This window comes from Bradyrhizobium ivorense, assembly GCF_900696085.1.
Lineage (GTDB): Bacteria > Pseudomonadota > Alphaproteobacteria > Rhizobiales > Xanthobacteraceae > Bradyrhizobium > Bradyrhizobium ivorense.
This window is the reverse complement of the sequence record NZ_CAADFC020000033.1, coordinates 234604-253300: the sequence shown is the minus strand read 5'-3', so window position 1 is coordinate 253300 and position 18697 is coordinate 234604. Positions and strand designations below refer to the sequence as shown.

The window sequence follows — 18697 nt, the reverse complement described above, 5'->3', positions numbered from 1 at the left end:
TGGCCAAAGCCCTATTCAGCTACGGGTCAGTTCCGACAGTCTCGGCGGTGCGCCCCGACCTCTACCAAGGGAGAAGTGAACCCTCCCATGGCGCTCAAGCTCAACCTAATTTCGTCGCGCTTTAGTAGCAGCGGGTGATGTTGACGGTGCGGTCGCCGCCGCGTCCGGGGACGGTGACGCTCTCGGTCGGGCAGCTCGACACATACGGGCGATCCGACGGCACCACGGCCGGCGGATAGCGATGGGCCCAGTCCCAGGGGACGTCATAGGTGTAGGTGTAGCGGACGTCGTTCGGGATTGCCGGCGCGGCCTGGGCCAGCGGCTCGCTGCTATATGGCGCGTAGTCATAAACATAGCCCGGCCAGAACGTGCTGACGCCGCGGCCGTGATGGCGGAAGGCCGGATGAACCGGACGCGCCGATGGTGCGGAGGCGCCGCGCGGCGCTGCCGATCCCGATCTGGCGAAGCTTTCGGTCGAGGGAGCAAGCAGCAGCGCTGCAACGCCGAGCGACGCAGCCAGCAAGGTTCGATACGCCATAGCACGCACCAACTCGGTTAACGGAGCATTGTGCGACGCTAAGCCGTGCTCCGTAACGCCCGCAAACCCATCCTTAATTATTGGTTAAGAAGTAAGGTTAACAGACCGTATCGCTTCAAAACCGCGGGAGGCGACGTCGTGTCGCGTCGAAGCCGGGCGTCTGCCGCGATCGATTTCATGCCGGCTACACTGCATCGGCGGGAACGAAGCAGCTGATGATGATGCCGCCACCGTGATGCACGTACCACACCACGGCCTCGCCGACGGGATTGCCGCGGTCGCGGATGATGGCGCGCTCCGGCACCATCATCCATTCCCCCTCGATCGGCACCCAATAGGCGCCGTTCCGAACATCGTAGCTGGTGCGATGGCCGTCGGAGATGTCGCAGCAGGGCACGCCGTTCGGTGCCATCACGCTCTTGAACCAGGCGCGAATCTCGGGCGGCACGTTCTCGTATTGCCCGTTGTCGAAACCGAGCGCGGCGCCTGCCATGGAGAGCCACGCGAGCAGCGCGACATGCGTCAGCCTTCGCATTCCGTTCCTCCACGTGACGTATCGGATCATTCGCGCGGTGTGTGGTGCGCGCGAATCCCGTTGTTGGCGTGATTGGACACGAACCGCGCAACGGATGCATGCTCAAAGAATCAGCGGCGCCGCGCAGCGCGGTTTGATGCGGTGCAAGATGTCGTCCTCCAGTCAGGATGACGGAGATGGCAGCGTCATTCTCTCCAAGCTTGCGACATCGCACGCTTCCGCTTGCCGCTACATCGTGCGTTGCGGTGCCGTCTGCAGCAATTCCTGCAATTGCCTGACGTAGAACTTGGCATTGCCGGTGGTGAGGTGGCCGCGCGTCTCGGTGCTCGCCGGGATCAGGTAGATATTGCCGTGCTTGATCCGCTTCACCGCAGCCTCGGTGACGCCGGTTTCCGGCGGATTGCGCTCATCGTCGGCGGCGTTGATCGCAAGCAAGGTGGCCTCGATCTTCTCCATGCCGGCGGATGGGTCGTAATCGTGCGAGGCCTCCCATTGATAGACATAGTCGTTGGCATCGGCGGTAACCGGCAGCGCCAGTTGCTCGTCCACCATCTTGTCGGCCTGCGGCGCTGATGGCGCCAGCGTCTGATAGCCAAGCGTGCCGCCGGCGCTGGCAAAACGGTAGGCGGAGATGGCGTATTTCATCATCCGCGGCTGGCTCGTGTAGTTGCCGCCCTTGTAGTCGGGATCGTTGCGGATCGTCTCCAGCATCATCCGCCGCAGCATCCAGTTGCGCGCCGCCATCGCGGTCGGCTGCGAGGCCATCGGCACCAGCACGTCCATCGTCTGCGGATAGCGCACGCCCCAGATCCAGGTGTGCATGCCGCCCATCGAGTTGCCGATCACCAGGCGCAGGTGCTTGATGTTGAGGCCTTCGGTGACGAGCCGGTACTGCGCGTCGACCATGTCGTTGTAGTCGTATTTCGGAAAGCTGGTTCGCATCGCGTCCGACGGCTTCGACGATTTGCCGTGCCCGATGCCGTCGGGGATGATGATGAAATATTTCGTGGCGTCGAGCGGCTGGCCGGGCCCGAACAGTTCGCCGGCGAAGGTCGGCGTCAGCATGCTCGCGGCCGAGCCGCCGGAGCCATGCAGCACCAGCACCGGCTGTCCGGTCGGCGCGCCCACCGTGGTGTAGTGCAGCCGCAGTTCCGGCATCACCTCGCCCGAGTGGAACTTGAAATCCTTCGCGATCCACTCGCCGTCTTGCGGCGCGGGATAGTCTGCAGCCATGGCCGGTACCGAAATCGAGATGAGGGCGGCCAACAGCGCCGCGCACAAACGGATCATGGTGCGTTCTCCCTGGGCGCGGCACGTTTGTCCAGCCGCTTGGGCGCAAGCCTAGCATGACAGGACAAACCGTCCGAGAGGGACGCCGTGGAGAATTGTCTAGCTCTGCCTCAATATGTTGAGCGCGTACCACCCCCAATAGACGCGGTGGCGCTGGATCAGGCCATCCGCGATCTCCATGACCTCGACGAGGTCCATCTGATCGCCATCCGGCGACTGGCGCGGATATTCCCAGGTGAGGATCCGGCCGTCGCTGAAAAAACCCTGCTTGAAGCGCCTGCGCTGCGGCGGATTGGTCTGGAACACGCGCGTGATGAAGACGCGCAGCGCCTCCGTGCCGCGGACGATGCCTTCATTGGTCTGCATCAGGTGCTGAACCAGCGGGCTCTCGATCGAGGCGTCCGGCGCATAGAGTGCGAGCGCCGCTTCGAGATCCTTGTTGCCGAGGGCTTCGTCCCAGAGCCTGTAGATACGTTCTGAGTCGTGGTGGTTTGCCGTCATGCTTGTTCCCTATCCTTGTGTTGGACCTGGGGCGATCTCAGCCGATGGCGCGGCGCCGATGTTTCAGGAAAATCTGAAATGAGTTTCGCGGCATCCCATATACGTTGAGTGCCGTTTGCGGTGGAGGCCGATGCGATGGAAACGCACCAATCCGTGCAGACCGGATTTTCGCGGATCGCCGAAGCCTTGGGCGACCCGATCCGGGAAGCGATGGTCAGCGCGCTGGCCGACGGCAAGGCGTTGCCGGCGGGCGAGCTTGCCGCGGTCGCCGGCATCTCGCCGCAGAGCGCGAGCGCACATCTGCAGAAGCTGGTCGATGCGCGCGTGCTCTCGGTCTGGGCGCAGGGCAGGTTCCGCTACTACCGGATCAGGGACGACGACGTCGCGGCGCTGATCGAGAACCTGGTCGACCTTGCGGCGAAGAGCCACGGCGCGCGCAAGCGGGCGCTGCCGGCCGAGCAGCTCAGGAAATCGCGGACCTGCTATCATCACCTGGCGGGCCAGCTCGGCGTGCTGTTGTCCAACGCACTGATCCGCCGCCGGCTGGTCGCGATCGACGGCCGCGGCGGTCATGTCACCGAACAGGGGCTGGCCTGGTGCCGCGCCGAAGCGATCGAGTTCGATCCCGCGCAGCAGCCACAACTTCGGCTCTGCAACGACTGGACCGAGCGCGTGCCGCATCTCGCCGGTCCGTTCGCCAACGCGGTGCTGGCGCGACTGCTCGATACGCGCTGCGTTGCGCCGCACCGCATTCCTCGCGCGTTGCGGATCACGGACCGAGGCCGCGCCTTCTTCGATCGGCTCGGAGTGCAGGTTCCGTTTTAGCGCCCGTCCTCGACCTCGGTCTCCGGGCGATCATTGCCGGCGGCGGTTTCGGTCAACCACTTGCCGTCGGAGGTCTCGTACTGGATCGCCTCGGTGCGGCCGGGGACCCGTTGCTCGTTGGCGGCGCGCCGCGCCGCGGCAAGCGCCGCAGCGTGGGTTGGAAATGGTTCCGAAAACACCCCGTTGACGGTATAGGCCCAGCCGCCGTCGTGCTGGACGACCTTGTAGACCACGTGGCTCATCGGGAACCTCGCTCCGCCGTTGGACGATGAGGCTGCCAGAATAGTCCACGATGTCGTATTTTGCAGCAGCCGATCGTCCTAGATCATGATCCGGAAAAGTGGGTACCGGTTTTCCGGAAAGATCATGCTCACGCTTAGAGTATGATCCGGAAAAGTGGGTGCCGGTTTTCCGGAAAGATCATGCTCACGCTTAAAAGAGTCGCCCCGGTCAGGCGGGCGCGAGGGAGTTCATCATGTGCCGCAACATCAAGACGCTGTTCAACTTCGAGCCGCCCGCCACCGAGGACGAGATCCACGCCTCGGCGCTGCAATTCGTGCGCAAGCTGTCCGGCTTCAACAAGCCGTCGCAGGCCAATGAGGCTGCGTTCAACCTTGCGGTGGCCGAGGTCTCCGACGCGGCGCGACGGCTTCTGACCTCGTTGCAGACCACGGCGCCGGCGCGCGATCGCGAGATCGAGGCGGAAAAGGCCAAGGAACGCTCGCGCCTGCGATTTGGCTGAGGCGCGGCGGCGTCCGTGACGTAGCTCACGGTATCGCGGCGCCGGGGCAGGCATGGTTGTCCTTCACCCCGGCACCGGAGCGCTGCCATGAAGTCTGCCGTCCTGCTCACCCTCGGTTCGATCGCGTTCGCCGTTCTCTGGACCGGCGGCATGCTGTTGTCGAGCGGCGCAGTCGACAGTACCGACGTGATCATCCTGTCGGTCTGCGGGGCGTTCGCCGGCATTGCCTGGTACTACGCGATGCGCTGGGTCTTCCAGCACATTCGCCTCGCGCCGCCATGCGCCCCTCCGGCCAATCCCGGTGCGGACCGGTGAACGCGAGTTCGGGCGCGATGTTGATCAAGCGGTTCGGCTACAGGGCAAGCCTGCCGAACTGAGAGGTGTGAAGCTTTGTCCTCATCCACCGCTGTCATCGCCCGGCCTGTGCGCAATTGCGCACATGGACCGGGCGATCCAGTACGCCGCGGCCTATCGGCTCAAGCACGCCTGTCTCTGGAATACTGGATCGCCCGGTCCATGTGCGCAATTGCGCACAGGCCGGGCGATGACATCGAGTAAGTTGAGCAAATCATCCCATCACCCCTGAGAACGAGAAGATTCTACTTCTTGTCCTTCTTGCGGTGCTTCTTCTTTTTCTTGCGATCGTCGTCGTCATCTTCATCGTCCTCGAAGTCGACGGCGTCGACATCGAGGGCGATCGCCTCAGCCGCGGCGCGTTCGATGGCGTCGCGCTCGGCCTGCTCGGCGGCTTCGCGCTCCCTGGTGCGCTTGTAGTCTTCATAAGCGTCGAAGATCATGTGCAGCCACGGCATCACTTGGTCGATCGACGGCAACTGGCCGGGCGGTCCGGCTTCGCCGCGCGGGCCTGCCGGTCCCTGGGGACCCTGCGGACCGGCCTCGCCGCGCGGACCCTGCGGTCCGGCCTTTCCTGCCGCGCCCGGCTTGCCCTGAGGACCTGGCTTGCCGACCGGACCGGGCTTGCCCACCGGGCCCGGCTTGCCGCGCACACCTTCCGCCCCCGGCCGGCCCGGATGACCCTGCGGACCGGGCCGTCCCGGCTCGCCCTGACGGCCCTGCGGCCCTTGCGGTCCCCGTAGCCCCTGGCGGGAAGTCGTGTCGTCAGCCACTGCTATGCTCCGTCGCGATGTGAAGCCGCTTGTAACAGAGGTTTGCGGACGGCTTCAATTCTGCCGGCCCGCACTGATCCGAGCGATCAACAGTCATAATTCGATGCGCCGGCGACGAGGGAGAGCGCGTTGCGGTTTCTGAAGAACGTGGGCGGCGAAGCCGCAGGCGAGGCGACGCCGCCGCTCGACATCGTCGTGACACGGCAGGATGTGACGGACGAAGCGAGCTTTCGCGGCAGCGGCGTCCTCGAGCTCTACGAGGCGCTGTTTCCTTTGAGCGAGCGCGACAGCTCCGACGACATCGTGCGCTGGGTATTGTCGGAAGATCTCGGCGAGCGCAGGCAGTTCGCGCTCGGCGATCGGCTGCTGTCGTATTGCCTCGACTCGCGCTGCTTCATCCTGCGCGCGGCGGAGCGCGCAATCGGGCTCGGCTTCTTCACCTGCGATCACACAAGTCATCTGATCTTCTGCAACTATGTCGGTGTCGCGCCGGCGTGGCGGGGCGGCGGCCTGGCGCGCGCGTTCTATCGCGAGATGGTCGACATGCTCGACGAGCTGTGTCCGCGCAACATCGGCGTGGTGCTCGAAGTCGAGCCGTTCGATCGCGACCACCTCGAGACGGTCATCGCCGATCTCGAACAAATAGGACGGCGGCAGCTCGAAGCCCATGAAGCGGCCACCATCCGCAAATTCCTTCGCGTCTGCTGGTATCACAAGCTCGGCTATCGCTTCTTCTGCGACGCAGCTACCGCGCGGCCGCTGCAATGCCGCTCGCCCTGTCTCGATCCGGCGTTGCCGCCAACGGAATGGGTCGGCGCCGAGGAGGACTACTGGCTGATGTGGCACGCGCGAGAGAGCGCAGCGCCCGCGCCGTCAAGCGCAGGCGAGCTTTGGCGGCAAGCGGTCGAGGCGATCTATGTCGAGATCCTGGCAAAGTCGCTGGTCGACGAGGACCCGCACCGCCGGCGCGGCTATTGGGACTACGCGACGGCGCTGGTCGCCGAGACGCTGCAGCGCACCGCGGTGGCCGAGGTAACGCTTGCGCGCTATCTCGGCCCCGACGACAGCCCGCTGCTGTCGCGCTGGCGGCGTCTGGCGATCGATTTGCCGATCTGACGTTGCCGACGCGGGTTGTTATCCCACCGCGTTGTCGCCATGCGCGGGCACGTCGATGCCCTCGGCGGAATATTCGCGGATCTTGTTGCGCAACGTGCGCACCGACAGCCCGAGCACGCGCGCGGCGCGGGTGCGGTTGCCGTCGCATCGCGCCAGCGTCTGCAGCACAAGCTCGCGCTCGACTTCGTCGACGGTCGCGCCGATGAGCAAGGGAACGATTTCATTTGGTGCGAGCGACGGCAGCGCAGCTTCCGGCGCAGGCAGGGTGGACGCGTAGGACATGAACATCTCCCGATCAACGCCCGCCTCGTCGATGAAGCGGAAACATCGAGTACCCAACTACCCCAAGACCCGTGGTTTCACGGTGTGCCAGTTTGGTTAACAGGTCCTTAACGCGCCTCTAACTGTTTGCGCTGCAACGAAAATACCCTGAAATCGCCACGATTGCGGTTCCCCGGGTCACAGCGTCCGATAACCGCCGTCGACCATCACGATCGATCCCGAGACATAGGCCGAGAGATCCGAGGCGAGGAAGATCGCGGGGCCCACGATGTCCTCCGCCTTGCCGGCGCGGCCGAGCGGGGTGTGGTCGATGAACACTTTCACCAGATCGGGATTGCTGGCGCGCACCTTCTCGTTCAGCGGCGTCTCGATGAAGCCCGGGCCGATCGCATTGACGCGCACACCGTCCTTGCCGAGCTCGGCGGCGAGCGCCTTGGTGAAGCCGAGCACGCCGTGCTTGGAGGCGGTATAGGCCGGCGAGCTCGGCGTGCGCAGATGCACGAAGGACTGGATCGAGCCGATATTGACGATGCGTCCCTTGTTCTTGCGCAGCGGTGCGAGAAACGCATGCGTGACGTTGAAGACGCCGGTGAGATTGATCGAGATGATGTCTTCCCAATCCTTGATCACGGCCTCGTCGGCGCCGAGCATGCCGTTGCGGCGGGCGATGCCGGCATTGTTGACCAGGATCGAGACAGCACCGACCTTGTCCGCCACGTGCCTCGCCATCGCGCTGCAGGCGTCGCGATCGGTGACGTCGAGCGTAAAGCTGTCGGCCTTGCCGCCGGCGTTGCGGATTTCCTTCGCCGCCTCCGCCGCCGCGTCGCCGTTCTGGTCGAGCAGCACGACGTGTGCGCCCTCCCGTGCATAGCCGGCCGCGATGGCGCGCCCGATGCCGGAGCCTGCACCGGTGATGACGGCGATGTGATTGGCGAGTAAGGGCATGGCGTTTCCTCGTTTTTGATTGCGTTGTCGACAACACTATTCAAAACCGCGCCAACCGAAACGCCAAGCCGGCTTTGCGCGTTGCTGTCATCCAGATTCGGATGACAAACATGGACCCGCATATCAGACGGTGGAAACTTGCAATCGATCGGTTTCGCGAGGCGTCCGATCCCGACTATGGCGAAATGGCACGGATGGTGGCCGAGATCGCGGCGACCGACATCGACGAAACGCTGCGGCAAGCGGCCGCACAGGTGCTGCCGATCGCCCGACAATCGGCGCAAAGGTCGGCCGACCGCCGCACCAAAGCGATGGCGCTGCGCCGTCTCGGCATCATCAGCGATGCGCTGCACATGCTCTCGGCGCCGCAGTTCGGCCGGCGCGGCCTCGCACCCAAAGTGCTGACGCAGGAGGACCAGTACCGTCAGATGCTCGGCCTGCCGCTCGGCCGCCGCCTTGCGCCGAGCGAGGTCCACCAGGCGTTCAAGCATGCCGCCAAGACCGCGCATCCCGATGGCGGCGGCAATGGCCCCGCGTTCCTCGAGCTCGCCGCCGCGCGCGACGCGCTGATCAAGCATCACTAGGGCTTGGTGGGATTCACCGCGGCATGGACGGCGCGGCAGTGCCGCACGATGTTGTCGTGGGCGACCACGAACTGCTTCAGCGGCGTATCGATGTCGTAGAAATAGATATTGGCGATGAAGCCGTAGAGCCCGGCATCGATCGCGGTCGCCTTGTCGCCATGCACATAGCCCTGTGCCGGGATCAGCGCCGCGATCGCGGCGAGATCGGCGAGGCCGCGGGCCATCGCGGCATCCGGATCGAAGCGGCCGATGCCCTGGTAGTAATAGCGCTGGGCGTTGAACGCCTTCGCCTTGACCAGGACCTCGTCCGTCACCGCCGGGTGCTCGCGCTTGAGCGCATCGCGGAACAGATGCCAGTAGCGCTCGTCCTGCCAGCGCGAATACGACACCACCCAATAGAGGTCGTCGAGCATCCGCGTGATCAGCAGGTTCTGTGTGCGCTGCTGCGGCGTCAGCGCGGCGTCGATGGTGAGGCGGTATTTTTGCGTGAGCCAGGCCAAAATGGTCTCGCTGTCGCCGACCGTATCCTCGCCGTCGACGACATAGGGCAATTGGCTGCGCGGCGCCTTTGAGGCGTCGAAGATGTGCTCGTGGCGGAACGGCACGCCGGCGAGTTTGAGGAAGGCGAACACCTTCAGACCGTAGCCGTTGTTGTCGGCGACGCCGAACAGCGGCGGGTAGGAATAGAGCGTGAGCATATCGCACTAGCCCCCGAGAATTCGAAGGAGCTCTTTTTAGCTCGATACCGCAGGTTGAGCAAAGCGTCAGCGCGCCGCGGTCTCACATTCGAACGGCAGTGGCGGGCACGGCGCTTGCGCGCCTTGCCCACCACGAATTCTGTGCGATCGAGCGCGGCTCAGAACGAGCAGGTGCCGCTGCTCAGGAGGCCGGTCTTCAGCGCGAACGCGGCCTCGAAGGTCGGCAGCTCCACGCTGACCACGCTGTAGTTCGCCGGGAACGGTGTGGTCGGGATGCCCTGATCCCAGATCTGGCAGAAGCCGGAATCCTGCCAGCGGATCAGGTGATAGGGGTTGGCGCTGGCCGGGCTCGCCGCGGCAAGCGCAGCAACGGTGACGGCAATCGTGGCACAGGCAATCGTAAGACGGCGCATAGGAATCTCCGGTTTGAAAACAATGCGCTCCGCAGGGCAATGTCGGAGCTCAGGGGCCGATCGCCCCGGACATGCTGTGAGTGTTGCAACCCCCGGAACAGGTTCAACACCGCGGCGCGCGCACGTTTACTTGAACAGATGCAGCGCGGCGTATTGCAGCAGCATGATGGTCTTGGCGTCGACGATGCGGCCGTCGGCGATCATGGCGAGCGCCTCGTCGATCGAGAGCTCCAGCACCTCGATATCCTCGCCCTCGTCGGCGAGCCCGCCGCCGTCACCGACGCGCATCGCCGCGTCGTATTCGGCGACGAAGCAATGCAGTTTCTCGGTCACCGCGCCCGGGCTGGTGAAGGCCTCGAACACTTTTCGCACATGAATGAGCCGGTAGCCGATCTCTTCCTCGGCCTCGGCTCTGATCCGCGCTTCCGGCTCGGCATCGTCGAGCAGGCCGGCGGCGACCTCGATCAGGAGATCGTCATAGCCGTTGGCGAAGGCGGGAAAGCGGAACTGGCGCACCAGCACCACGGTACGCTGCGTGAGATTGTAGGGCAGCAGCGCAGCCCCGCTGCCGCGCTCGAACATGTCGCGCAGCTGGGTCTGCCATTCGCCGTTGGCGCGCCGATAGTCGAAGGTCGCGCGCTTGAGCTCGTAGCGGCCCTTGGCGAGCGTTTGGACGTCCTTGATGCGAACGCGGTCGGCGATGCTCATGCGGTACCCCAACTCCTCACGGCGTCGCTTCGCGGCCGTCGAGCCATTTGGCGAGCATCACCGAGGTCGATTCTTCATAGCCGAGCGATTGGTAGAACGCGCCGGCCTTGGCGTTTTCGCGGCGGACCAACAATTGCAGCTTCGGCACGCCGGCCTGGCGCAGCCAATCCTCGGCCGCCGCCATCATGGTGCGGCCAAACCCCTGGCCCTGGCGATCGGGGGCGACCGCCACGTAATAGACCCAGCCGCGATGGCCGTCATGCCCGACCATCGCGGTTGCGACGATCGCGGTGCCGTCGTGGCCGACCAGCACGGCCGAACCCGGTCCGCGGCGTGCCAGCGCGATGTCGGCGGCAGGATCGTTCCACGGCCGCGTCAGACCGCAGGCCTGCCACAGCGCGATGACGTCAGTGACGTCGGCGTCGGCAATCGGGGCAATGGCGAGCGAGGGCATCGTCGCTTCCGTACTCACAGCACCTTGCCCGGGTTCATGATGCCCTGCGGATCGAGCATCGCCTTGATCGAGCGCATCAGCTCGATCGCGACCTTGTCCTTGACGTCGGGCAATTCGTCGCGCTTGAGCACGCCGATGCCGTGCTCGGCCGAAATCGAGCCGCCCATGCGCAGCACGATCTCGAACACGACGGCGTTGACGTCGTGCCAGCGCGCCAGGAAGTCGGCGGCGTCGGCGCCGACCGGCTGCGAGACGTTGTAGTGGATGTTGCCGTCGCCGAGATGGCCGAACGGCACAGGCCGCGAGCCCGGAATCAGCTTCACCACCGCCGCATTGGCCGATTCGATGAAGGCAGGCACCGCTGCGACCGGCACCGAGATATCGTGCTTGATCGAGCCGCCCTCCGGCTTCTGCGCCGCCGACATTTCGTCGCGCAGCTTCCAGAACGCCTGGCGCTGGCTGAGATTGGCGGCGATCACGGCGTCGTCGACGATGCCGTCCTCCATGCCCTTGGCGAGGATCGCCTCCAGCGTGTCGCGGGCGTCGTCGCGCGACGACGACAGCTCCATCAGCACGTACCAAGGGTGCTTGCTGGTCAGCGGATCGCGGATGTCGATGCCGTGGCGGATCGAGAAATCGACCGCGATGTCGGCGAGCAGCTCGAAACTGGTCAGCGCGCCCGCCGCCTCGTTGCGCGAGATCGACAGCAGCTTTAGCGCCGCGGCCGGCGACTTGAGGCCGACATAGGCGGTCTCGATCGCGCGCGGCCTTGGAAACAGCTTTAATGTCGCCGCGGTGATGATGCCGAGCGTGCCCTCGGCGCCGATGAACAGATTGCGCAGGTCGTAGCCGGTGTTGTCCTTCTTCAGCTTCGACAGCGCGTTGAGGACGCGGCCGTCGGCCAGCACGACCTCGAGCCCGATCGCCATCTCGCGCGCCACGCCATAGGCCAGCGCGGCGGTGCCGCCGGCATTGGTCGACAGATTGCCGCCGATCGTGCAACTGCCCTCGGCGCCGAGCGACAGCGGAAACAGCCGGTCGACCTCGGCAGCCTTCTGCTGCGCGATCTGCAGCACCACGCCGGCCTCGCAGGTCATGGTGTTGGACTCGACGTCGATGTCGCGGATCTTGTCCAGCCGCCGCAGCGACACGACCACCTCGCCATTGTGCGGCGTCTGGCCGCCGACCAGGCCGGTATTGCCGCCCTGCGGCACCAGCGCGATGCGGTGCTCGCTCGCCAGCTTGCAGATCGCGGCGACCTCTGCGGTCGAGCCGGGGCGCAGCACCAGCGGCGAGCGGCCGTGGAACAGGTCGCGCTCCTCGGTGACGTAGGGTTCGATGTCGGCGGCGTCGGTCACCGCATATTTTGCGCCGACGATGGCGCGGAATTTTTCGATCAATTCAGGCGGAAGCGGCGGCACGGCAGGCTTTGCGATGTTCATCTTGTTCTTGGTCTTTCACGCGAATTGGAATCTAGCCTCGTCCGACGGCGGCGCGGCGCAGCCGGTCATTGATCGCTTCGCCGAGCCCGTCCTCGGGGATCGGCATCACCGCGATCGCATCGGCGTTCCGCTTGTCGAGGGTGCGGAGGTAGCCGAACAGATTGGCGGCGGCCTCGGCGAGATCGCCGCGGGTCGACAGGTTCATCACCACCGAGGCGCATTCGCTGCGGGCGACCTTGCCCGACCCGAACGCCAGCAGCGCCTCGCCGACATGGACGTCGCTGGCATTGAGCCTGACCGGCGTGCGCGGCGCATAATGCGAGGCGAGCATGCCGGGCGCGATCGGCTGGGCGCTGTCGCTCTCCGCCTCGGGCGGCGGCGAAAGCAGGGGATGGCCGAGCACGCGTTCGATCTCGTCGCGGGTCAGCCCGCCGGGCCGCAGCAGCACCGGATCGGAGAAGCAGCCGACGATGGTGGATTCGACGCCGACCTCGACCGGGCCGCCGTCGATGATCAGGTCGATGCGGCCGGCGAGGTCGCCGTTGACGTGCTCGGCGGTGGTCGGCGAGACGTGGCCGGACAGGTTGGCCGAAGGCGCCACCACGGCGCCGCCAAACGTCCTGATGATGTCGCGCGCCACCTTGTGGGCGGGAACGCGAATCGCCACCGTATCGAGCCCTGCGGTCGCCAGTTCCGCCACCGGGCAGGACAGGGCCTTTGGCAGCACCAGGGTCAGGGGTCCGGGCCAAAATGCCTCCGCGAGCCGCAGCGCCTGGCCGTCGAACAGGGCAATCCGCCGCGCCGCGGCGAGATCGGCGACGTGGGCGATCAGCGGATTGAAGGCGGGCCGGCCCTTGGCCTCGTAAAGGCGGGCGATTGCACCGGCATTGCCGGCGTCGGCGCCGAGGCCGTAAACCGTCTCGGTCGGAAACGCCACCAGGCCGCCTTCGGCCAAAACCCCGGCTGCGGTTGCGGTAGCGGCGGCGCCGGCGAGCAAAACGTGGGTTTTCAGACCTGTATCCACGATGACTAAATCCTCAAAGGGTGCCTTGCGGTCCCGGAAACCCGACGCTATAAGCCCGGCTCTCAGTCGGAGTGTGGCTCAGCCCGGTAGAGCACTGCGTTCGGGACGCAGGGGTCGCAGGTTCGAATCCTGCCACTCCGACCATTCTTTCAAGCACTTATAGGTTCTGCGTTTTTTGTGCGCAACGAAATGCGCAACGATTTGAAGCTCGGCAGCCATGTCTGTCGCCCTCGAGGCACCCGTCAAGGATGTCGAAGAGCTGTCCGCGACGGCCTTGTACTGTTCTAAACCGGAAAAAAGACGATCGGGGAGCGCGAGGGAACTAGCCCCTGTCGGGATGTTGCATCGAACACCAGCTAGCACCACAAGTCCTCCCTTCGGACCTACGAGCTCATTTTGGCACGAATAGCTCGCACAGAGTAGTGGTCAGCTCAGCGCCTTGCCCCAAACGCTTCCGCCGCCTCTTCCTGAAAGTCCGGGTGGTGATGGCCATAGTTGGCCTCTAATTGCTCAACGGTCATCCCAAGCCAGCCGGCGGCTTCCCACATGTCGACGCCCGCCTGCATCAACCATGTCGCCGCTGTATGGCGCAGGGAATGCCGGACGACGTCGTCCCCCAGCCCGGCATCCTCCAGAATACCATTCCAGGCTGACCTGATCTTGCCGGCAAGCGGCTTGCCGTCGTGCATGCGGTTCACGACGAAGCGAATTTGCTCACCGTCTCTCATGACTCCTGAGGCGCGGAGTTCTGCAGACCGAGCTTGGTCGATCCTGCGCCAGCGAATCAGATGCGGACGCAGGCGGCTAGCGATCTTTGCCGGCGGCCGCCGTTTCTTGGTCGACCGCTCCAGCGCCCCTTTGCCCTGGTAGACCATCGCGTCAAGGTTCATCCACGGATGGGTCGTTGTTGGCAGCCACTGGGTGCGCCGGATGGTCTCTTCGCGACGAGCACTGTAGATACCAATCAGGCAGAAGCGCGCCGCGGCATAGCGACGACGAATGATCCACCGCTCCCGGCGCGCGAGCTCGCCATCCTCGCTGCGCTTCCACGTTTCCTGCTCGGTGTCCCACACGTAGCCGATTGTTGCTCCGAGTAGGCGCGCTGCCTCGTTGCGCGTTAGCCATCGGTGTCGTCCTTCGGCTTTAGGAGGAAGAGTGATCTTTGGAACGACGCTGAGCGTATGCTCAGCGTGGTAGGCGTTCACCGCAGCGCGTAGATCTTCGAGGCGACGTCGTGCCGTTTGATCAGAGACTGTCCCGTTGCGTGGCTTGATGCCAGCTTTCCTATTATTGTCGTTCACAGTACCGGTGGACCAATCGACAAAGTCGCGACAAAGCTGAGCTCTGAGCTGACTGACGGTTTTATCGCCAAAGAAATTGTTAAGATCGAGCAAGCGAATGAGCAGCAGGTCATGTTGTGCCCACGCGCGTTCGTTGCCCGTGTCCTTGGGCCGCTTTGAAATTTCGTAGGCTGTGAGGACGTCGGCTATCGCGAGGATGTTCGGGTCAGTTGCCCCGATGGTGCTGGTATGTCGCTCGCCGATGTAGGTCTCGAGCGCCTTCGCAGCTCCGTCAATGTCGTCGCGGCTGCAGCCTGTGCGGATTTGCCGGCCACGATCGAGGATGATCCAGGTTTCATCGTCCTCTCTAAACCAGAGTCGTGGCGGCTTGGCTTTGCGGCCCGGCATGACGGCTTGACCAATTTGCAGATCGCTCGAGGGGTTGTCAGATCCTTGCCCGCAACTTTGGCGATTTCAAGAGTCCCAGTGGCCGCGGCTCTGCGCAACGATGATATTGTCAACGGACCGAGTGGGAAAAACACTGCCACGGCCTCGACAAGGGTCATTACTTCATCCTCACCCCATTGGGCAGGATCGGGCCGCGCTTTTGCGCGAGCCAGCTTGTCGATCTTGCGCTTCGGCATTCCTCGAACGCGTTGCTCGTGGGTTCGCGCTGCCTTTGGATCGGAGCGTTAGGTCCTAAGTGTAGACGAAATCCACTCTTTGAGCAGTCTACCGATGCGTAAATGGGGTAATCGGCGGCTTACGACTGCGAATCGGACAATTTTGCTTGCAGCCCTGAAGCGCAGTGGAGTGGCGGCGGCCCCTTGCTCCGGGGACAGTGGGGGGCAGCCGCAACAGGCGGGAGGATCTTATTCGAGCTTGAGGTGGCGCCGCCCTATCGCAGGTTCTGCAATCTCAACAACCTGTGACAGCCGGTGACAATCCCTGACCAAACCCGAAAGAAGCTTGACTGGTCGGGGAGAACGACATCCATTCGGCGAGGTTAGTTGCGAGTACGATGCAACCATGGGTAAATAGCATTTTCGTCGTTCGGATTTTGGTGTCGCAATGTCTAGATCGTGTTTTTTTCCCGTGTGGGCCATTGCGCTCGCGAGCGTACTCCTTCTTACGCCGGCGAAATCTCAGCAGCAGCCGACGACGCCGGCCAATAGTCCAGCGCCTGCAGCGCAAAGTACCACGCCCGAACCGCCACGCGCTGCTCAGCCGGCCCAGAAGCCCGGGGCGACGCCTGCGGGTGCCGAGATGCCGGCGGCGGTCACGCCGAGCGATCCGCAGAAGCAGTGCGTAGGGGCCAACGAGTTTGCGGTAGAGCTTCGGTCCGGGCGTAATCCGGTAGGCGCCGCCATCGTGCTTGCGACGAATTTTCTGCCGACGAACCAGCACGTTGACGTCGGCGTGCGCGCGGCGTTCGTCGACGGCGTCCGTTACTTCGCGGGCATCGATTACGGCGACGAGACCTACCTCTTCAAGCGGCAGGACGCGGTCACCCACCGCGCGACAGAATCCGATCCGTTGGTTCAGAAGCATCTGCTCGAACCCGATCAGACCATCGTCACGCTAAACATGGGCGACGATCTGGCTTGGTTCTGGAGCCGGGTCGATCTCTATCTCTACACGTGCAACAGCCCGGTCGGACAATCTCCGTGGCGGGTCTCGTCAGTGAGCGTCCGGCTCAGTCCATACTGGTTTAGCATCTTTGCTGTCGTCGCTGAGATCCTCATCCTTTATGTCTGGATCGGGTTCGCGCTCCGCAAGCAGGATCACACGCTCGCATCGTTCCTCCGTGCATTGAACCCTGCCCAGGTCTCCGCGGGGCCGGACGGAAAGGGCAGTCTCTCGACGTTCCAGACGTTGGCCTTTTCTCTGTCCGTCGCCGCCCTAATTACGCTCCTACTGTTGCAGACAGGGACCTTGGTAGACCTTTCGGGCTCGATCTTGACGCTGCTCGGCATCAGCGGGATCGGAGCCACAATCGCGAAGGGCACAGATAGCCAGCGCAATACGCTGTCGGCCGACAACCGGGCATGGCTCCTCAGGCGTGGTTGGATTCCAATGGCCAAGACCGTCGTCGATCCGTCCAACGCGACGTGGCGCGATTTCTTCACGACAGACGGTGTCTTCGATGTGTATCGATACCAGAGCTTCATCTTCGGACTCGTGGTGATCGGCGGATTGATCGCGGCGGGCGTCAATCAGCTATCGACGTTCGTCGTCCCGAACACGATCCTGGGCATCGTCGGATTGAGTCAGGTCGTCTATATCGGTGGCAAGCTCGTGACGCCTACCAACATTTCCGATCTAAATGCCGCCATTGCCGGCCTTCGCACCGACGAACAGAAGCTCAAAGCCGCCGCGGTCGCCAAAAAGCAAGGTCAAGTTGCGAGTTTGGCGGAAGCAATCCCGCTGATAGGACAGGACGTCTACGATGAGTACCGACAGAAGGCGAGGGATGTCGCAGCGATCTTCTCTGATGCGACCGGAATCATTATTGCCGACGCTTCACTCGAGCCCGTCATCATTTGAAGGAGTGGCATGCCCAAAAACATCCTCGTCTTCGCTGACGGTACGGGCAACGAGGGCGGCCTCTTGCCGGATGAGAGCCGCACCAACGTCTACAAGCTGTATCGAGCGACCCGGACAGGGCCTGACTCGATCGTGGACCCAAAGAAGCAGCTCGCGCTCTATGTTCCGGGCATCGGAACGCCGGCTCCGAGGCACGACAACGGCTGGAATCGACTCAAGGAGACCGTTCAGCAGACGTTCGGCTTCGGACTCACGACGAAAATCGTCGGCTGCTATGTGGCAATTGTCGGCGTTTGGGAACCAGGAGACCGGATCTATCTGTTCGGCTTCAGCCGCGGTGCATACACGGTCAGATGTCTCGCGCACGTACTTGAGCTTTGCGGGATTCCGCGGAAAGGCCAGAATGGCGCGTCCATCAGCCTCGAACCAAAATCCTTGAGGCGGGTCGCCAAGGAGGCCGTCTCTTCCGCATACTGGCTCGGAATGCCGCGAGACGGGGACGAGGCGCACAAGCGAGCGGCGCAATTCAGATCCACCTACAAATCGGAAGTCGGACGCCCTGCAGGTGCTTCCGCTTATTTCATAGGAATCTGGGATGCTGTCGCCGCGATTGGGTGGCAGCGCTTCTTCCCCGACTGGGCATACGATCGGCATTTCACTACAGACGTCCAGTACGCGCGGCATCTGCAGTCGATCGACGAGGGCCGCAAGGACTTCAAGCGGGTGCCGTGGGGAGGGAGCGGGACTGTCAAGTGGCCCGACCGGCAGGGCGAGCCTGAGCAGTTCGATCAGATCTGGTTCGCGGGTAACCACGCCGACATCGGCGGGAGCTATCCTGAGAACGAGTCTCGGCTGTCTGACATCACACTCGACTGGATGGTGGAATTCATCACCGAGAAGATTCCCGAAGCAGGTCGCGTGATCGTCGACAAGAACCTGTTACGGCTCTATCCGTCGGCCGATGGAATGATGCACGACGAATGCATGGTCGGGATGGGCGGAACCGCATTCCATTGGTCGAAAGCGGTCCGCGACGTGCCAGAAACCGCGCAACTTCACGAGACGGTCTATCAAAGGCTTGCGATGAGTTCGGTCCGCAACTTTACAAGCTTTGGCCCGTACAGGCCGGTCGCTCTGCGAAATCATCTAAAGGCAAAAGCGTTCTTCGAAACAGTCTCGACGGAGAAGGATCTCACCGCGAGATAACGTTCCAAATGAAAGGCAAACATGCCTCGCTTCGTGAGGGAGACCCTGCGGCGAAATAGACCCTCGCTGCCCCGAACGCGACAGCGCCGACCACTTCGTTTCTGAATAGAGGTGGTCAATGTAGCCTGTCCAATCCAACCTATCGATTGATGGCGGCTGCAACCTCCTTGGATAAACTATGCCAGCGACGCCGCATCGCACGTGCTGCTTGGATCTGGCAAACGGATAACCACAGTCTTTGCGCTCGTGTCATTCCGACGGCAGGAAATTCAACTGCTGATGCAATGGAGGTCCAGCGATACACTTGTTGGACGGGCCATCGATTTTGCTATCAAAACATACGGCTCTCGATTAGCCGTCTGTCGGAGTGTCTCCAAATTGTGAGGCGGCCCCAAGGAGGAGGCCTTGCAAGCTCGACGTCGTTCTTTATTCACCGGCTA

Annotated in this window: 22 protein-coding genes and 1 tRNA gene; 8 read left to right on the top strand and 15 right to left on the bottom strand. The window is 63.5% G+C overall.

What is annotated here, in order from left to right; all coding sequences use genetic code 11:
* Positions 1-121: 121 nt before the first annotated feature.
* From CI41S_RS39630 to CI41S_RS39615, 4 genes are all read right to left on the bottom strand, one after another.
* A complete protein-coding gene (locus tag CI41S_RS39630) occupies positions 122-538 on the bottom strand; it encodes a hypothetical protein (RefSeq protein WP_139864412.1) in 417 nt (138 codons plus the stop codon).
* A gap of 184 nt (positions 539-722) precedes the next feature.
* Positions 723-1073 (bottom strand): hypothetical protein, encoded by a 351-nt coding sequence (locus tag CI41S_RS39625; RefSeq protein ID WP_139864411.1) that lies wholly within the window; start codon positions 1071-1073, stop codon positions 723-725.
* A gap of 228 nt (positions 1074-1301) precedes the next feature.
* Positions 1302-2363 carry an alpha/beta fold hydrolase gene (locus tag CI41S_RS39620; RefSeq protein ID WP_139864410.1) on the bottom strand — a complete coding sequence of 354 codons (1062 nt, stop codon included), beginning with the start codon at positions 2361-2363 and terminating at the stop codon, positions 1302-1304.
* Between the two features lie 99 nt (positions 2364-2462).
* A complete protein-coding gene (locus CI41S_RS39615) occupies positions 2463-2864 on the bottom strand; it encodes a nuclear transport factor 2 family protein (protein WP_172628377.1) in 402 nt (133 codons plus the stop codon).
* Positions 2865-2999: 135 nt separating this feature from the next.
* On the opposite strand from CI41S_RS39615, the gene CI41S_RS39610 reads away from it, so the two are divergent.
* Positions 3000-3689, top strand: coding sequence for an ArsR/SmtB family transcription factor (locus CI41S_RS39610; RefSeq protein WP_139864409.1), 690 nt, complete (start codon positions 3000-3002; stop codon positions 3687-3689).
* Here the strand turns inward: CI41S_RS39610 and CI41S_RS39605 are convergent.
* On the bottom strand, positions 3686-3931 hold the full coding sequence (locus CI41S_RS39605; protein WP_139864408.1) for a DUF2188 domain-containing protein: 246 nt from the start codon (positions 3929-3931) through the stop codon (positions 3686-3688). The two genes, CI41S_RS39610 and CI41S_RS39605, sit on opposite strands and share 4 nt — an antisense overlap.
* Before the next feature lie 233 nt (positions 3932-4164).
* Between CI41S_RS39605 and CI41S_RS39600 the strand changes: the two genes are divergently transcribed.
* Both CI41S_RS39600 and CI41S_RS39595 read left to right on the top strand, forming a co-directional pair.
* A complete protein-coding gene (locus CI41S_RS39600; RefSeq protein WP_139484795.1) occupies positions 4165-4431 on the top strand; it encodes a DUF2277 domain-containing protein in 267 nt (88 codons plus the stop codon).
* An 87-nt stretch (positions 4432-4518) separates the two neighbouring features.
* On the top strand, positions 4519-4746 hold the full coding sequence (locus CI41S_RS39595; RefSeq protein WP_139864407.1) for a hypothetical protein: 228 nt from the start codon (positions 4519-4521) through the stop codon (positions 4744-4746).
* 284 nt (positions 4747-5030) lie between these two features.
* Here the strand turns inward: CI41S_RS39595 and CI41S_RS39590 are convergent, their stop codons facing one another.
* Positions 5031-5558 carry a collagen-like domain-containing protein gene (locus CI41S_RS39590; protein WP_139864406.1) on the bottom strand — a complete coding sequence of 176 codons (528 nt, stop codon included), beginning with the start codon at positions 5556-5558 and terminating at the stop codon, positions 5031-5033.
* 129 nt (positions 5559-5687) lie between these two features.
* On the opposite strand from CI41S_RS39590, the gene CI41S_RS39585 reads away from it, so the two are divergent.
* Complete coding sequence (locus CI41S_RS39585) at positions 5688-6674, top strand: GNAT family N-acetyltransferase (protein ID WP_139864405.1); 987 nt, start codon at positions 5688-5690, stop codon at positions 6672-6674.
* 18 nt (positions 6675-6692) lie between these two features.
* Here the strand turns inward: CI41S_RS39585 and CI41S_RS39580 are convergent, their stop codons facing one another.
* Together CI41S_RS39580 and CI41S_RS39575 are read right to left on the bottom strand one after the other, a co-directional pair.
* Positions 6693-6956, bottom strand: a complete 264-nt coding sequence (locus CI41S_RS39580) for a helix-turn-helix domain-containing protein (protein ID WP_139864404.1) — start codon at positions 6954-6956, stop codon at positions 6693-6695.
* A gap of 177 nt (positions 6957-7133) precedes the next feature.
* A complete protein-coding gene (locus tag CI41S_RS39575) occupies positions 7134-7901 on the bottom strand; it encodes an SDR family NAD(P)-dependent oxidoreductase (RefSeq protein ID WP_139864403.1) in 768 nt (255 codons plus the stop codon).
* A gap of 110 nt (positions 7902-8011) precedes the next feature.
* Here CI41S_RS39575 and CI41S_RS39570 point away from each other — a divergent pair, with 110 nt between their 5' ends.
* Complete coding sequence (locus CI41S_RS39570; protein WP_139864402.1) at positions 8012-8485, top strand: hypothetical protein; 474 nt, start codon at positions 8012-8014, stop codon at positions 8483-8485.
* Here the strand turns inward: CI41S_RS39570 and CI41S_RS39565 are convergent.
* From CI41S_RS39565 to CI41S_RS39540, 6 genes are all read right to left on the bottom strand, one after another.
* The gene (locus CI41S_RS39565; RefSeq protein ID WP_139864401.1) at positions 8482-9183 is read right to left on the bottom strand and encodes a glutathione S-transferase C-terminal domain-containing protein; all 702 of its coding nucleotides are present in this window, start codon (positions 9181-9183) and stop codon (positions 8482-8484) included. The two genes, CI41S_RS39570 and CI41S_RS39565, sit on opposite strands and share 4 nt — an antisense overlap.
* A gap of 158 nt (positions 9184-9341) precedes the next feature.
* A complete protein-coding gene (locus tag CI41S_RS39560) occupies positions 9342-9596 on the bottom strand; it encodes a hypothetical protein (RefSeq protein ID WP_139864400.1) in 255 nt (84 codons plus the stop codon).
* A 126-nt stretch (positions 9597-9722) separates the two neighbouring features.
* Positions 9723-10304, bottom strand: a complete 582-nt coding sequence (locus tag CI41S_RS39555) for an NUDIX hydrolase (RefSeq protein WP_139864399.1) — start codon at positions 10302-10304, stop codon at positions 9723-9725.
* A gap of 16 nt (positions 10305-10320) precedes the next feature.
* Complete coding sequence (locus CI41S_RS39550; RefSeq protein WP_172628376.1) at positions 10321-10758, bottom strand: GNAT family acetyltransferase; 438 nt, start codon at positions 10756-10758, stop codon at positions 10321-10323.
* A 14-nt stretch (positions 10759-10772) separates the two neighbouring features.
* The gene (locus CI41S_RS39545) at positions 10773-12200 is read right to left on the bottom strand and encodes an FAD-binding oxidoreductase (protein WP_139864397.1); all 1428 of its coding nucleotides are present in this window, start codon (positions 12198-12200) and stop codon (positions 10773-10775) included.
* Positions 12201-12231: 31 nt separating this feature from the next.
* Entirely contained in the window at positions 12232-13224 is a 993-nt protein-coding gene (locus CI41S_RS39540) for an L-threonylcarbamoyladenylate synthase (protein ID WP_139864396.1), read from the bottom strand.
* Positions 13225-13291: 67 nt separating this feature from the next.
* Here CI41S_RS39540 and CI41S_RS39535 point away from each other — a divergent pair.
* Positions 13292-13368, top strand: a tRNA-Pro gene (locus CI41S_RS39535).
* A 287-nt stretch (positions 13369-13655) separates the two neighbouring features.
* On the opposite strand, the gene CI41S_RS39530 is transcribed toward CI41S_RS39535, so the two are convergent.
* On the bottom strand, positions 13656-14912 hold the full coding sequence (locus tag CI41S_RS39530; RefSeq protein ID WP_139864395.1) for a site-specific integrase: 1257 nt from the start codon (positions 14910-14912) through the stop codon (positions 13656-13658).
* An 858-nt stretch (positions 14913-15770) separates the two neighbouring features.
* Between CI41S_RS39530 and CI41S_RS39525 the strand changes: the two genes are divergently transcribed.
* Positions 15771-17051 (top strand): hypothetical protein, encoded by a 1281-nt coding sequence (locus CI41S_RS39525; RefSeq protein WP_139864394.1) that lies wholly within the window; start codon positions 15771-15773, stop codon positions 17049-17051.
* Positions 17052-17060: 9 nt separating this feature from the next.
* Positions 17061-18257, top strand: coding sequence for a phospholipase effector Tle1 domain-containing protein (locus CI41S_RS39520; protein WP_139864393.1), 1197 nt, complete (start codon positions 17061-17063; stop codon positions 18255-18257).
* Positions 18258-18697 lie beyond the last annotated feature (440 nt).